The organism is Enterobacter asburiae (assembly GCF_007035645.1).
GTDB lineage: Bacteria > Pseudomonadota > Gammaproteobacteria > Enterobacterales > Enterobacteriaceae > Enterobacter > Enterobacter asburiae_B.
In genome coordinates this window covers 1,158,425-1,171,672 of the sequence record NZ_AP019632.1, presented here as the reverse complement: position 1 = coordinate 1,171,672, position 13,248 = coordinate 1,158,425, and the positions used below count along the sequence as shown (strand labels likewise).

Sequence of the window (13,248 nt, the reverse complement as noted above, 5' to 3'; positions counted from 1 at the left end):
CTAAAATAAAAAGGGCTGGATTCACCAGCCCTCGTATTTATTTGCTGAATGCTGCCTGGAAGACAGCGACCAGCGCATCGTTCTGCGACTGGGTCAGCGTATGACCTTTTGGATCGATAAACTGCAGACTGCTGCGGTTATCAAGGTCGCCTACCTGAATCTTGTAGTCACCGGAGGCAAGCTGAGGATCTTTCGCGCCCAGTTCCTGCCATGCGCTGTCGGAGAGCGGCTTATACGTTGCCGTCATGCTGCCGGTTGAACGCGTGCTGTCGGTCACTTTCATGCCCACTTTTTCCAGTGTCGCTGGCAGACGCTGCCAGGTCTGGTTAAACGGTGCACGCACCACCAGCATTGGCAGGCCGGTATCATCCGCACCGCTTTGCACATCGAAGGTCGCGCCGTTGCGGCTCTGCGCGGCGTTGGCGGCATCGGTAGCGGTCTTATCCAGACCCGCGGCAATCACGTTCAGCATTTCGGTGCTGTAACGCTGCAGGGACGCGGCATCCGCAACCGGTTTACCCGCCTGCTCCAGGTTCAACAGCTTAACGTTAACCGCCTGCTGGTAACCCTGTGGTTTAACGGAGACTTGATAACGACCGCGATACTGCTGGTCTTCATCCAGGCGGTTCCATTCGATCCAGTCGGTGGTTAACGTCTGGCTGGCGTCATCGCGTTTATCGATGGTGTAGTTCTTCGACTGAATGACGCTGACAACCTGCGGCCACAGCGTGCTACCGCGCGCGCTCTCAACCATCAGAGACGCCGTATCACCGGTGAACTGGGTACGCGCCCCGCTGACCAGCGCCAGAGGCTGTGCTGGCGGACGAATATCAAGCGCTTTACCGACCAGGCCGCTGCCGTTGGTCACGGGAATATTATAATCGCCGTTCTGAATCGGCAGGATCATACCAGCCGGTGCGTGAAGTTCAGCAAGCGGGGTCGCATCCAGATAGGATTCATCACCGCTCACCTGGCGCTTGTAGCGCGAATCTGAACTACAGGCAGCGAGCAGCATAACAAGCGAAACACTCGCAACCTTCGCCAGGCGCGACTTCTGTACTGAATAAGCCATCAAATCTCCCTAAACTCTACAGCAAACCGGCATGCTTCAGCGCCGCCCTGACGATGTCACGACCGTGGTCGGTAATCGGTGTCATTGGCAGACGCAGCGTATCGGTTGCTACAAGCCCCAACTCCTTACATGCCCATTTCACTGGGATCGGATTGGGTTCGACAAATAATTTATTGTGCAGCGGCATCAGACGCTGATTAATGACGCGCGCTTCATCAAAGTGACCGGCTGCGGCCAGTTTGCACATTTCAGCCATATCGCGCGCCGCAACGTTTGACGTTACGGAGATCACGCCATGACCACCGAGCTGCATAAAGTCCAGCGCGGTCGCATCATCACCACTCAACAGGATAAAGTCGTCTGAAACCAGCTCTTTGATCTGATGAACGCGGCTTAAGTTCCCTGTCGCCTCTTTAATACCGATAATATTTTTTACTTCCGAGAGACGACCAACGGTTTCCGGCAGCATATCGCAACCGGTACGGGACGGCACATTATACAGAATTTGTGGCAAGTCAGTATGTTCAGCGATGGCTTTGAAGTGCTGGAACAAACCTTCCTGAGTAGGACGGTTGTAATAAGGGGTCACCGTCAGACAGCCCACGATGCCGCTGTCGTTAAAACGTTTGGTCAGGCTGATAGCTTCTGCGGTTGCATTAGCCCCTGTCCCCGCGATGACCGGAATACGTCCGTCCGCCAGTTCCAGGGTCAGCATCACCACATCGCCGTGCTCGTCGTGGCTCAGCGTTGCGGATTCACCGGTAGTCCCTACCGAAACGATCGCCGAGGTTCCGTTGGCGACATGGTAATCAATGAGCTTCTTCATGCTTGACCGGCAGACATTACCTTTTTCATCCATCGGTGTAACAAGCGCGACAATACTTCCCGTGAACATGAGCCATCCTCTGTGCGAACAAGAGCCTCAATGTTACGTTTGGAACTGTAATAAAAGCAAGCGACCTGAGGCTCGCAGGCGGTTGTATGCATGTTTTTTTTATGCTTTCCTTAGGAAGACTTAACCATGCAAAGGAAGAACAGGTTTGACAACCTCATCACAACATTACCTGGTTATCACTGCGCTGGGTGCCGACAGGCCGGGTATCGTGAACACCATCACCCGTCACGTAAGCAGCTGCGGCTGTAATATCGAAGACAGCCGTCTGGCGATGCTTGGCGAAGAGTTCACATTTATTATGTTGCTTTCCGGGACATGGAACGCCATTACGTTGATTGAATCGACCCTGCCGCTGAAGGGGGCCGAACTGGATTTGCTGATTGTCATGAAGCGCACCACCGCGCGTCCGCGTCCGGCACTGCCTTCTACCGTCTGGGTGCAGGTTGAAGTGCCTGATTCACCGCATCTGATTGAGCGTTTCACCGCGCTTTTTGACAATCATCAGATGAATATTGCCGAACTGGTTTCCCGTACGCAGACAAGCGATGACCAGGGTCTTCCGGTGTTGTTTATTCAAATTACCGCGCACAGCCCTGCCTCACAGGATGCGTCAAATATCGAGCAAGCGTTCAAAGCCCTCTGTACAGAATTAAACGCGCAGGGCAGTATAAGCGTCGTCAATTATTCGCAGCACGAACAGGATGGAGTTGAGTAATGAACCCACTGAAAGCCGGTGACATCGCACCGAAATTTAGCTTACCGGATCAAGACGGCGAGCAAGTAAATTTGACCGACTTCCAGGGACAGCGTGTTCTGGTCTATTTCTACCCGAAAGCCATGACCCCCGGCTGCACCGTACAGGCCTGCGGCTTACGCGACAACATGGACGAGTTGAAAAAAGTCGGTGTGGAAGTGCTGGGTATCAGCACGGATAAACCAGAAAAGCTGTCACGATTTGCTGAAAAAGAGCTGCTGAACTTCACGCTGCTTTCTGATGAAGATCATCAGGTGTGCGAGCAGTTCGGCGTCTGGGGCGAGAAGACGTTTATGGGTAAAACCTACGACGGCATTCACCGCATCAGCTTCCTGATTGACGCTGACGGTAAAGTTGAACATGTGTTTGACGACTTCAAAACCAGCAACCACCACGACGTGGTGTTGAACTGGCTGAAAGCAAGCGCCTGATAAACAGCAAAACGGCAACCCAGGTTGCCGTTTTTAATGTTTTCCCCCTCTCCTCGCGGGAGAGGGTCAGAGTGAGGGCATCAGGCCGCACAAAAACTACTTCTCTTCCACCGCCGGCACATCCGGCCACGCGTGGACCACGGCCTTAATCAGCGTCGCCAGCGGAATCGCAAAGAACACGCCCCAGAATCCCCACAGCCCGCCGAAAATCACCACGGACAAGATAATCACCAGCGGATGCAGGTTCACCGCTTCGGAGAACAGCACCGGTACCAGCAGGTTACCGTCCAGGCCCTGAATAATCAGGTACACCGCAAAGCAGCTCCAGAACTCTGTCCCCAGCCCAAACTGGAACAGCGCGACCCCAACAACCGGAATGGTCACCACAAACGCGCCGATGTACGGAATCAGGACCGACAGCCCCACCAGCACCGCCAGCAGCAGCGAGTAGTTCAGGCCGAAAATCAGGAAGCCAATCCAGGTGGCGACCCCCACGACAATCATCTCCAGCACCTTGCCGCGAATGTAGTTGGTGATCTGCTGGTTCATCTCTTCCCAGACCTGCCCTGCCAGCCCGCGGTTGCGCGGCAGAATACGGCGCACGGCGTTGAGCATCTGATCTTTATCTTTCACCAGGAAGAAGACCATCAGCGGCACGAGCACAAGGTAAACCGCCAGCGTCAGCAGTCCGACCAGCGAGGCCAGAGAGTACTTCACTACCGAATCGCCCATCGTCATGATGCGGGCGCGCATATTTTCGGCCATCGCGTCAATAATCCCGGCATCCATCAGGGCCGGGTAACGGCGCGGCAGCGTGGCGGCAAAATCAGAGAGTTTATTCAACATGCCGGGCATATCGCGGATCAGGTTAATTCCCTGCTGCCAGGCGACCGGCATTACCACAAAGGCCATTAGCAGCAGGATGCCGACAAACAGCACCAGCACAATGCTGGTCGCCCACCGGCGGGAACAGCCGATGTGTTCCAGGCGCGCCGTCGGCCACTCCAGCAGGTACGCCAGCACAATCGCCACCAGCAGGGGAGCGAGCAGGCCGCTGAAGAAGAACAGAATACCGAACCCGGCAACCAGAATAACCAACAAAGCAATCGCTTCCGGGTCGCTGAACCGACGCCGGTACCACTGCATTAACATTTCGAGCATACAACCCTTCCCTGAATCGAATGGCGGGAGTGAGACGGTGAATTGTATCTAACTGTCACAAAAAAGACTTTCGCTTTTTGTATCCCGATCGCAATCCGCAAAAGCCTGATGAATGGGATTTTCTTCATGCTGTAACACGGCTACACTCGCAGAGCAGCAGAGATGAACGTTATGCCGGTTCATCGGTCAAATTAGCACATCCAACATACAGGACAGTGGTTATGTTCAGGCAGTTGAGAAAAACACTGGTTGCAGCACTGATTGCCGCGGTGACGGTCGGTCAGGTGTTGCCCGCTTTTGCTGACTCGTCCGATTCATTGCCGGACATGGGCACCACAGCAGGAAGCACGCTCTCTATTGGACAAGAGATGCAAATGGGGGATTACTATGTTCGCCAGCTGCGCGGCAGCGCCCCGCTGATCAACGACCCTTTGCTGGTACAGTACATTAACGGGCTGGGGATGCGCCTGGTTTCGCACGCCGACTCGGTAAAAACGCCCTTCCACTTCTATTTAATTAATAACGACGAAATCAACGCCTTCGCCTTCTTTGGCGGAAACGTGGTGCTGCACTCGGCGTTATTCCGTTATTCCGACAACGAAAGCCAGCTGGCCTCGGTAATGGCGCACGAAATTTCGCACGTCACCCAGCGCCACCTGGCGCGCGCCATGGAAGACCAGAAACGTAACGCCCCCCTCACCTGGGTGGGCGCGCTGGGCTCCATTCTGCTGGCGATGGCCAGCCCGCAGGCCGGGATGGCGGCCCTGACCGGTACGCTGGCGGGAACGCGCCAGGGGATGATCAGCTTTACCCAGCAAAACGAACAGGAAGCGGACCGCATCGGGATTCAGGTGCTGCAGCGTTCGGGCTTTGACCCGCAGGCCATGCCGAGCTTCCTGGAAAAACTGCTCGATCAGGCGCGTTACTCTTCCCGTCCACCGGAAATTCTGTTGACCCACCCGCTGCCGGAAAGCCGCCTGTCGGACGCGCGTAACCGTGCCAACCAGATGCGTCCGGTGGTGGTCCAGTCTTCGCAGGATTTCTACATGGCGAAGGTGAGAACGCTGGGGATGTACAATTCCGGGCGTAACCAGCTCACCAGCGACCTGCTGGATACCCTGGCGAAAGGCAACGTGCGTGAGAAAAACGCCGCGCAGTATGGTCAGGCGCTCCAGGCGATGGAAGCCAGCAAATACGACGAGGCGCGCAAAGCGCTGCAACCGCTTCTGGCTGCAGACCCGAACAACCCGTGGTACCTCGATCTGTCGACGGATATCGATCTGGGCCAGAAGAAAACGGCCGATGCGATTAACCGTCTGAAGGGGGCGAAAGACGTCCGTACCAACCCGGTGCTGCAGCTTAACCTGGCGAACGCTTACTTACAGGGCGGTCAGCCTGGCGAAGCGGCGACCATTCTGAACCGCTATACCTTTAACAATAAAGACGATCAAAACGGCTGGGATCTGCTCGCTCAGGCGGAAGCCCAGCTCGGCAACCGCGATCAGGAGCTGGCGGCGCGTGCCGAAGGTTTTGCCCTGGTGGGCCGCCTCGATCAGGCGATTTCCACGCTCAGCAGCGCCAGCGCGCAGGTCAAGCTCGGCAGCCTCCAGCAGGCCCGTTACGACGCGCGTATCGATCAGCTGCGCGGCCTGCAGCAGCGCTTTAAGCCGTACGAAAAGATGTAATAAAGGAGAATTCACGTCATGACAGACGCCGTAAAAATTTATCACAACCCTCGCTGCTCCAAGAGCCGCGATACCCTGAGTCTGCTGAAGTCTAACGGCGTTGAGCCGGAAGTGGTGCTGTACCTCGACACCCCACCTGACGCGCAAACCCTCCGCCAGCTGCTGCACATGCTGGGAATGGGCAGTGCAAGAGAGCTGATGCGCCAGAAAGAAGATCTGTATAAGTCGCTTAACCTGGATGACAGCCGCCTCACCGAGGCTGAGCTGATCCAGGCGATGGTTGAAAATCCAAAGCTGATTGAGCGCCCGATAGTGGTGGCGAACGGCCAGGCGCGCATTGGACGCCCGCCGGAAGACGTGCTCGAGATCCTCTAGTCCTTATGCCGCAGCGCTTCCAGAAAGGCCTGCGGCGTACTCTCTCCCAGCTTTTTCTGCGCTTTTCCCCGGTTGTAAAATTCGCACAGCTGGATCAACAGCTCGCCTGCCGGCTCACTGTTCAGACGTGGGATGATTTCACATAGCGGTAGATCAACCTGAACGGCGCGGTATTGCTGTGGATGCGCTGTCACGGTGGTACTACGCTCCTCAAGCTTCACCTCGAAGCCAAAAGTCTCAACAGATTGAATATCCATCGGACAGGCTGCCAGCGCGTCATTCGTCCAGTGGGCCAGCAGCTGCGGAGAAATGCCCGCGTACAGCCGGGCGTAGCACCAGCCGCTCACGGGTTCACGCGCGCAGAGCAGATGCTGTTCCCCGCCATCGTCCATATGCAGCGACAGAGGCTGATGATGTAACAGGAGTTTTTGCGGCACGATACCTGCCTTCAGCGCCTTTTTTCCCTGCAACGTCGCGCCCTTCTGCCTTACCGAAGCCGGTTTGAGATAGCGGTTCAGGGTCGCGCGGGATACGGCGATCCCGAGTTCGCTATTGACCATCTGCAGCAGTTCGTCCAGCGGGGCGCCAGTGATATCCCGCAGGACATTGACCAGCGCAACCTGCTCCTGTCTCAATGCTTTGTGTATCACTTTTGGCGTCGTGTGATTATCCGAAACCTGCTCGCGGTTGCGCCAGCGCCTGACGGTAGTGACCGAAATACCCAGCTCGGTAGCCAGCTCCCTGTCGCTTTTATCTGACTGCTGTAGATAGCGACGGATGCGCGGCGTCGTGGTGGCATTAGCATGCAGTTTAATTTCCATCGCAGGATCCTCTGAACCAATCTTATGAGATTTATATTACATCAGCGATTGCTTTGTGACCGATTTCACCTTTCGCTCGCCGCGCTTCACTGATAATCCTAAGACATAACACAAACAACACCCCTCAATCTTGTACGGAGTTCACAATGAACAATGTTCTGGGATTTCTTGAAGCAAAACTGATGCCGCTGGCGGCCAAAACGGCTCAGCAGCGTCATCTCGGGGCCATTCGTGGCGCCTACGTGTCATTCATGCCATTTATCATCGTCGGCTCTATTCTGCTGGTGATCTCGTCGTTCCCGAATCAAGCCTATCAGCAGTTTATGTCTCAGGCCTTTGGTGAGAGCTGGAGCGCCATCATTGAAATCCCGTTCAACGCGGTGTTCTCCACCATGTCGCTGTTCATCAGCTTCCTGGTGGCCTTCCGCCTGGCGGAACACTACGGTGAAGACCGCATCTCCTGCGGTATCCTGGCGCTGGTCGCCTTTCTCATCCTGACGCCCTTTATCAAAGTGGCGGAAAACGGCGGTATTACCGTCATTCCGGTGGAGTGGATTGGCAGCAAAGGGCTGTTCGTGGCGATGATCGGTTCCCTGCTGTGGACGGAACTGTTCTGCTGGCTCAAGCGCAAAAAACTGGTGATCAAAATGCCGGACGGCGTGCCTCCGGCGGTGCAGGAGTCGTTCGCCGCGCTGATCCCGGCCCTGCTGGTGATGATTCTGGTGCTCGGTATCCGCATCGTGTTTGAAAACACCCACTACAACACCATCCACCAGTTTATTTACGAAGTGGTTGCCACGCCGGTGCGCCACTACGGCACCTCTTACTTTGGCGCGCTGATGACGGTGTTCAGCATCACCATTCTGTGGTCAGTGGGCATTAACTCCGGCTCGATGATCAACGGCATCATTCGCCCGCTGTGGATGGAGAACCAGACCGACAACATCGCCGCGATTCAGGCAGGCACGACGCCGCCGCACATTATCACCGAACAGTTTTTTGACATGATCTGGATGGGCGGCGCAGGGGCCACGCTGTCGCTGGTGATTGCGATGCTGATTTTCGCCCGCAGCAAAAACATGTGTGAAGTGGCGCGCCTCGGCGCCGGGGCATCGGTGTTTAACATCAACGAACCGATCCTGTTTGGCCTGCCGGTGATCATGAACCCGATCATGCTTATCCCGTTCAACCTGGTGCCGCTGGTGCTGGTCACCGTGCAGTATGTAGCGATGAAGATTGGCGCGGTTGCCGTCACCACCGGGGTGTTTATTCCCTGGACGCTGCCGCCCGTTATCAGCGGCTTTATCGTTACCGGACACCTGAGCGGCAGCGTCATGCAGCTTATCAACCTGCTGATTGGCGCCATGCTGTACCTGCCTTTTATGCGTATCGTGGACAAACAGTACCGCGCGGCGGAAATGGCCACCGTTACGCAAACCGACACCACCCTTGCAAAACAGGAGTAAAGCATGTGGGGAATTATCGCGACCTGGAGAATGGCGCTTGAAGGCGTTACGGAGTCTGCGTCTGCGCTGGCTGCGGGTAAACCGGTCTCTGCAGCGGTGGTGGATGCCGTCGCCGCCGTCGAAGACTTTCCGTTTTATAAATCCGTCGGCTACGGCGGGCTGCCCACCGAAAATGGCGAAGTGGAGCTGGACGCCGCCTACATGGACGGCGATACGCTGGCGTTTGGTGCCGTGGGCAACCTGGTGGATATCGCCAACCCGGTGCGCGTGGCGCATGCGTTAAGCCGCCAGCGCTACAACAGCCTGCTGGTCGGCCAGGGCGCGCGGGAATGGGCGCTGAGCCAGGGCTTTGCCGACAAAACTATGCTCACTGACCGCGCCATGCAGCACTACCGCAAACGCTGCCGCGAAACGCTGGATAAGGGCTTAAGCCCTTACGACGGGCATGACACCGTCGGCATTATCGGCCTTGATAAACAAGGGTCAATGAGCGTCGCCACCTCCACCAGCGGCCTGTTCATGAAAAAACGCGGTCGACTCGGGGATTCACCCATTATTGGTTCCGGCTTTTACTGCGACAGTGAAACCGGCGCGGCCACCGCAACGGGCGTCGGTGAAGATCTGATGAAAGGCTGCACCAGCTACGAAATTGTCCGCCGCATGGCGCAGGGTATGACGCCCCAGCAGGCGGCGGATTCGGTGGTGTTCGAGCTGGAAGATAAGCTGATGTCGCGCTTTGGCCGCGCGGGCGATCTTTCCGTGGTGTGCATGAACAACAGGGGCGAATTCGGGGCCGCCACCAACATCAAAACCTTCTCGTTTGTGGTGGCGACGGCTCGCCAGCCCCTCACCGTTTTTCGTACCGAACGCCTGCGGGAGAAAACGCATTATTACGCCGTAGACGATGAATGGATGCAGGCCTACGCCGCGCGGATCCGCGCGCCGATTGAGGAGTCATGATGATCACGTATCAGTTTATCACCGCGCTTTCTGACGCGGCTCCGCAAAGCCATTTGATTGCGTCCGCCTCCTGTACGCATTTGCCCGAAACAGCGCTGGTCGCGGAAATGCGCGAGTCTGCCAGCATCGCTGACACCCGCTTTGGCTGCGCCCCGTTTGCCCGGATCACTCTGCTGCCGGAAGCCCTCTGGCAGGATAGCCTGACCGAAGGATTGCTGACGGCGCTGCGCCCGCTGCTGGCCTCGCCCGTCAGCCCCGGGCTGATACTGGACGTTACTGCTATCGACGATGTGGTGCTGGCGCAGGTGCTGCGTTTTCTCTTTAATCAGGCGCACAGGCTAAGCGACCTGAAGCTGAAGAAAACGGATGAATCGGCGGTGCGCCTTACGCACATCACCGCCCTCTGCCTGCCGGAACAGCAGGCAAAACTGGAGGGTGTCTTCCGCCAGCAGCAGGCCATCGCCCGCGGCATGGTCGCGGCGCGACGTCTGGCGGATATGCCGTCCGACCGATGCACGCCGCAGTTTGTGGTGGAAGAGGCGCAAAGGCTCTGTGCCGCCTTCCCCGCCCTGCGCTGCGAAGTGCTAAACGAAAAGGCTATTGCTGAGCAGGGTCTGGGGCTGCTGCACGCCGTTGGCAAAGGGGCGACCTGTCCGCCGCGCCTGCTGGCGATCCATTATGACGGCGTCAACGACGGCCCGGTGCGCTGCTATGTGGGAAAAGGCATAACCTTTGATACCGGCGGCCTGTGGCTGAAGGAAGGCGCGGGCATGTACACCATGAAATACGACATGTGCGGTGCGGCTAACGTGCTGGGCCTGATGCTGACCGTCGCAGAGCTGGCGCTGCCCGTGCGCATCATGGGCGTGCTGGCGCTGGCGGAAAACGCCATTGGCCCGGACGCCATGCAGCCCGGAACGGTGGCGACGGCCTGCAACGGCACCACGGTTGAAATCAACAACACCGATGCCGAAGGCCGGCTGGTGCTGGCGGACGCCATCGCCTGGGCCAGCCAGCGCCATCCGCAGGCGCGCTATATTATTGATATGGCGACCTTAACCGGTGCGGTCGTCAAAGCGCTTGGGTATGAATTGAGCGGATTAATGACGCAGAATGAACCGCTGCGTGCGGCGCTGACGCTGGCGGGTAAGCAGAGTGGCGATGAAGTATGGTCCCTGCCGCTGGATGCGCGGCTGAAAAAACAGACCGACAGCGCCATCGCCGATCTGTGCAACACGCCGACCAACAATGCGGCAATCAGCGCGTCGGCGGCGTGGCTGCTGCACCACTTTTGCCCGCCGACTATTCCGTGGGCGCATCTGGATATCAGCGGTACGGCGCTGTGGCGAGAGAGCGGCAGGAGCGTGGCATCGGGAAGACCGATCCCGATGCTGGTGGAACACCTGATGGGAGATCTTTAGCCGGGTGGCGGCTACGCCTTACCCGGCCTACAAAGGGCGGCAGGTTTTCGTAGGCCCGGTAAGGCGCAGCCGCCACCGGGCGAACAAACTCAAAGCTTGAGAATATCTTTCACAAACGGAATGGTCAGCTTGCGCTGGGCGGTAATGGAGGCGCGATCGAGCTGATCGAGCGTGTCAAACAGCGTGCGCATTTCACGATCCAGACGCTTGAGCAGGAAGCGCCCCACGTCCTCCGGCAGCTCAAACCCGCGCTGCTTTGCGCGCAGCTGTAACGCCTGAAGCTTATCTTCATCCGACAGCGGCTGGAGCTTGTAGATTTGCCCCCAGTCCAGACGAGACGCCAGATCCGGCAGCCCCAGATTGAGCTGTCTCGGCGGACGATCGCCGGTGATCAGCAGCCGGGTTTTGCCCGACTCAAGAATGCGGTTGTAGAGGTTAAAGATCGCCATTTCCCACGGCTCGTCCCCCGCCACGCATTCGATATTATCGATGCAGACCAGCGAGAGATGTTCCATTCCCTCCAGCACCTCAGGCACGAACCAGGTACGTTTATCCAGCGGCACGTAGCCTACCGCATCACCGCGCGCCGAAAGCTCCGCGCAGGCGGCATGCAGCAGATGGCTGCGCCCCGCGCCTTCGCGTGACCAGATATAGATGTATCCGCTGTGATCCTGGCGCAGCACGTTTTGCAGTGCAGCCAGTAAAGAGGGGTTATCACCCGGCCAGAAACTCGCGAAAGTTTCGTCGTCAGGGAGATAGAGTGGCAGAGAGAGCTGTGCCGGTCCGTTCAGAAATACCTCAACCAGAGATCCTACGTAAAATCGGAATGGAGTTTAACACGGAACCTGCAAGGAGAGAACCGGGCGATCCCTCGCCCGGTAATACGATCAATGTGACGCTTTTTCGCTGTCGTCCGCGTCGAGAATTTCTTCTTCCGGGCGGATGACCGAGATCAGCTTGAAGATCAGGCTCAGGCCCACGCCGACGATGGTCGCCAGCGCCATGCCCTTCAGCTCGGCCGCACCAATGTGCACCTTCGCGCCGCTCACGCCGATGATCAGGATAACGGAGGTCAGGATCAGGTTTTGCGCCTTGCTGTAATCCACTTTGGATTCAATCAGCACGCGAATACCGGAGGCGCCGATCACGCCGTACAGCAGCAGAGAAACGCCGCCCATTACCGGCACCGGAATGATCTGAATCGCTGCCGCCAGTTTACCGACGCAGGAGAGCAGAATGGCGATAATCGCCGCGCCGCCGATAACCCAGGTACTGTAGACGCGGGTAATCGCCATCACGCCGATGTTCTCACCGTAAGTGGTGTTTGGCGTCGAGCCGAAGAAACCGGAGATGATGGTGGAGAAACCGTTCGCAAACATGGAGCGGTGCAGACCCGGGTCGCGGATTAAATCGCGCTTAACGATGTTCGCCGTCACCACCAGGTGGCCGACGTGCTCCGCAATCACCACCAGCGCCGCAGGCAGAATGGTGAAAATAGCAAACCATTCGAAGCGTGGCGTATAGAAGGTTGGCAGCGCAAACCAGTGGGCCTGAGCGATCGGGGTGGTGTCCACCACGCCCATCGCGAAGGAGAGCGCATAGCCCGCCAGCACGCCGATCAGGATAGGGATAATCGCCATGAAGCCGCGGAACAGCACGGAGCCAAACACCGTCACGCCCAGCGTTACCAGCGAGATGATAATGGTTTTGGAATCCGGTGACTGGCCGTCAGCAGGCAGCAGACCGGCCATATTCGCCGCGACGCCCGCCAGCTCAAGACCGATGACCGCAACGATGGCGCCCATCGCCGCAGGCGGGAACATCACGTCCAGCCAGCCGGTACCGGCTTTCTTCACAATGAAGGACACCACGCAGAACAGGACGCCACACATGATAAAGCCGCCCAGCGCGACTTCATAACCCAGCGGCAGCAGCAGCAACACCGGCGAGATAAAGGCGAAGCTCGACCCGAGATACGCCGGGATTTTGCCTTTACAGATAAAGAGGTACAGCAGCGTACCAATGCCGTTGAACAGCAGCACGGTGGCCGGGTTAATGTGGAACAGGATTGGCACCAGCACGGTTGCGCCAAACATGGCGAACAGGTGCTGCAAACTAAGCGGGATAGTCTGTAAAAGCGGCGGTCTTTCACTCACCCCGATAGCACGGCGCGTCATAGTGTTTTCCTCTGTGTAGTATTGTTGGTG

Annotated in this window: 13 protein-coding genes; 7 read left to right on the top strand and 6 right to left on the bottom strand. The window is 57.4% G+C overall.

Translation table 11 applies throughout. From position 1 onward, the window contains the following. Window positions 1–37: 37 nt before the first annotated feature. Window positions 38–1,072 (bottom strand): outer membrane protein assembly factor BamC, encoded by a 1,035-nt coding sequence (bamC, locus tag FOY96_RS05540; RefSeq protein WP_033146169.1) that lies wholly within the window; start codon window positions 1,070–1,072, stop codon window positions 38–40. A 16-nt stretch (window positions 1,073–1,088) separates the two neighbouring features. Then, on the bottom strand, window positions 1,089–1,967 hold the full coding sequence (dapA, locus tag FOY96_RS05535) for a 4-hydroxy-tetrahydrodipicolinate synthase (RefSeq protein ID WP_033146170.1): 879 nt from the start codon (window positions 1,965–1,967) through the stop codon (window positions 1,089–1,091). A 145-nt stretch (window positions 1,968–2,112) separates the two neighbouring features. Between dapA and FOY96_RS05530 the strand changes: the two genes are divergently transcribed. Further along, complete coding sequence (locus tag FOY96_RS05530; RefSeq protein WP_045888584.1) at window positions 2,113–2,682, top strand: glycine cleavage system transcriptional repressor; 570 nt, start codon at window positions 2,113–2,115, stop codon at window positions 2,680–2,682. After that, complete coding sequence (gene bcp / locus FOY96_RS05525) at window positions 2,682–3,152, top strand: thioredoxin-dependent thiol peroxidase (protein WP_032659360.1); 471 nt, start codon at window positions 2,682–2,684, stop codon at window positions 3,150–3,152. Before FOY96_RS05530 ends, bcp begins: the two co-directional genes overlap by 1 nt. Window positions 3,153–3,248: 96 nt before the next feature. Here the strand turns inward: bcp and FOY96_RS05520 are convergent, their stop codons facing one another. Continuing rightward, complete coding sequence (locus tag FOY96_RS05520) at window positions 3,249–4,313, bottom strand: AI-2E family transporter (protein WP_033146172.1); 1,065 nt, start codon at window positions 4,311–4,313, stop codon at window positions 3,249–3,251. 221 nt (window positions 4,314–4,534) lie between these two features. On the opposite strand from FOY96_RS05520, the gene bepA reads away from it, so the two are divergent. Both bepA and arsC read left to right on the top strand, forming a co-directional pair. Continuing rightward, window positions 4,535–5,998, top strand: a complete 1,464-nt coding sequence (gene bepA, locus FOY96_RS05515; protein WP_143346621.1) for a beta-barrel assembly-enhancing protease — start codon at window positions 4,535–4,537, stop codon at window positions 5,996–5,998. 18 nt (window positions 5,999–6,016) lie between these two features. Continuing rightward, window positions 6,017–6,373 carry an arsenate reductase (glutaredoxin) gene (gene arsC / locus FOY96_RS05510; protein ID WP_023308762.1) on the top strand — a complete coding sequence of 119 codons (357 nt, stop codon included), beginning with the start codon at window positions 6,017–6,019 and terminating at the stop codon, window positions 6,371–6,373. On the opposite strand, the gene FOY96_RS05505 is transcribed toward arsC, so the two are convergent. Then, window positions 6,370–7,194, bottom strand: coding sequence for a helix-turn-helix domain-containing protein (locus tag FOY96_RS05505; protein ID WP_143346620.1), 825 nt, complete (start codon window positions 7,192–7,194; stop codon window positions 6,370–6,372). The genes arsC and FOY96_RS05505 overlap by 4 nt on opposite strands. A 146-nt stretch (window positions 7,195–7,340) precedes the next feature. Here FOY96_RS05505 and celB point away from each other — a divergent pair, with 146 nt between their 5' ends. From celB to FOY96_RS05490, 3 genes are read left to right on the top strand one after another with little or no spacing between them, the layout of a single operon-like run. Beyond that, a complete protein-coding gene (celB, locus tag FOY96_RS05500) occupies window positions 7,341–8,660 on the top strand; it encodes a PTS cellobiose transporter subunit IIC (protein ID WP_143346619.1) in 1,320 nt (439 codons plus the stop codon). A gap of 3 nt (window positions 8,661–8,663) precedes the next feature. Continuing rightward, a complete protein-coding gene (locus tag FOY96_RS05495) occupies window positions 8,664–9,620 on the top strand; it encodes a glycosylasparaginase (RefSeq protein WP_039263716.1) in 957 nt (318 codons plus the stop codon). Then, window positions 9,620–11,041, top strand: a complete 1,422-nt coding sequence (locus FOY96_RS05490) for a leucyl aminopeptidase family protein (RefSeq protein WP_143347755.1) — start codon at window positions 9,620–9,622, stop codon at window positions 11,039–11,041. Before FOY96_RS05495 ends, FOY96_RS05490 begins: the two co-directional genes overlap by 1 nt. 89 nt (window positions 11,042–11,130) lie before the next feature. On the opposite strand, the gene FOY96_RS05485 is transcribed toward FOY96_RS05490, so the two are convergent. Together FOY96_RS05485 and uraA are read right to left on the bottom strand one after the other, a co-directional pair. Continuing rightward, the gene (locus FOY96_RS05485; RefSeq protein WP_211438414.1) at window positions 11,131–11,832 is read right to left on the bottom strand and encodes a DnaA inactivator Hda; all 702 of its coding nucleotides are present in this window, start codon (window positions 11,830–11,832) and stop codon (window positions 11,131–11,133) included. Between the two features lie 96 nt (window positions 11,833–11,928). Beyond that, window positions 11,929–13,218: a uracil permease gene (uraA, locus tag FOY96_RS05480; RefSeq protein WP_023308768.1), complete on the bottom strand. Its 1,290-nt coding sequence runs from the start codon at window positions 13,216–13,218 to the stop codon at window positions 11,929–11,931. Window positions 13,219–13,248: the final 30 nt, after the last annotated feature.

Bases quoted from the DNA above. Each gene is read 5' to 3' on its own strand.
- FOY96_RS05490 (WP_143347755.1), top strand. From the start codon at position 9,620: ATGATCACGTATCAGTTTATCACCGCGCTTTCTGACGCGGCTCCGCAA.
- FOY96_RS05495 (WP_039263716.1), top strand. From the start codon at position 8,664: ATGTGGGGAATTATCGCGACCTGGAGAATGGCGCTTGAAGGCGTTACG.
- arsC (WP_023308762.1), top strand. From the start codon at position 6,017: ATGACAGACGCCGTAAAAATTTATCACAACCCTCGCTGCTCCAAGAGC.
- FOY96_RS05520 (WP_033146172.1), bottom strand. From the start codon at position 4,313: ATGCTCGAAATGTTAATGCAGTGGTACCGGCGTCGGTTCAGCGACCCG.
- bepA (WP_143346621.1), top strand. From the start codon at position 4,535: ATGTTCAGGCAGTTGAGAAAAACACTGGTTGCAGCACTGATTGCCGCG.
- FOY96_RS05505 (WP_143346620.1), bottom strand. From the start codon at position 7,194: ATGGAAATTAAACTGCATGCTAATGCCACCACGACGCCGCGCATCCGT.
- celB (WP_143346619.1), top strand. From the start codon at position 7,341: ATGAACAATGTTCTGGGATTTCTTGAAGCAAAACTGATGCCGCTGGCG.
- dapA (WP_033146170.1), bottom strand. From the start codon at position 1,967: ATGTTCACGGGAAGTATTGTCGCGCTTGTTACACCGATGGATGAAAAA.
- uraA (WP_023308768.1), bottom strand. From the start codon at position 13,218: ATGACGCGCCGTGCTATCGGGGTGAGTGAAAGACCGCCGCTTTTACAG.
- bamC (WP_033146169.1), bottom strand. From the start codon at position 1,072: ATGGCTTATTCAGTACAGAAGTCGCGCCTGGCGAAGGTTGCGAGTGTT.
- bcp (WP_032659360.1), top strand. From the start codon at position 2,682: ATGAACCCACTGAAAGCCGGTGACATCGCACCGAAATTTAGCTTACCG.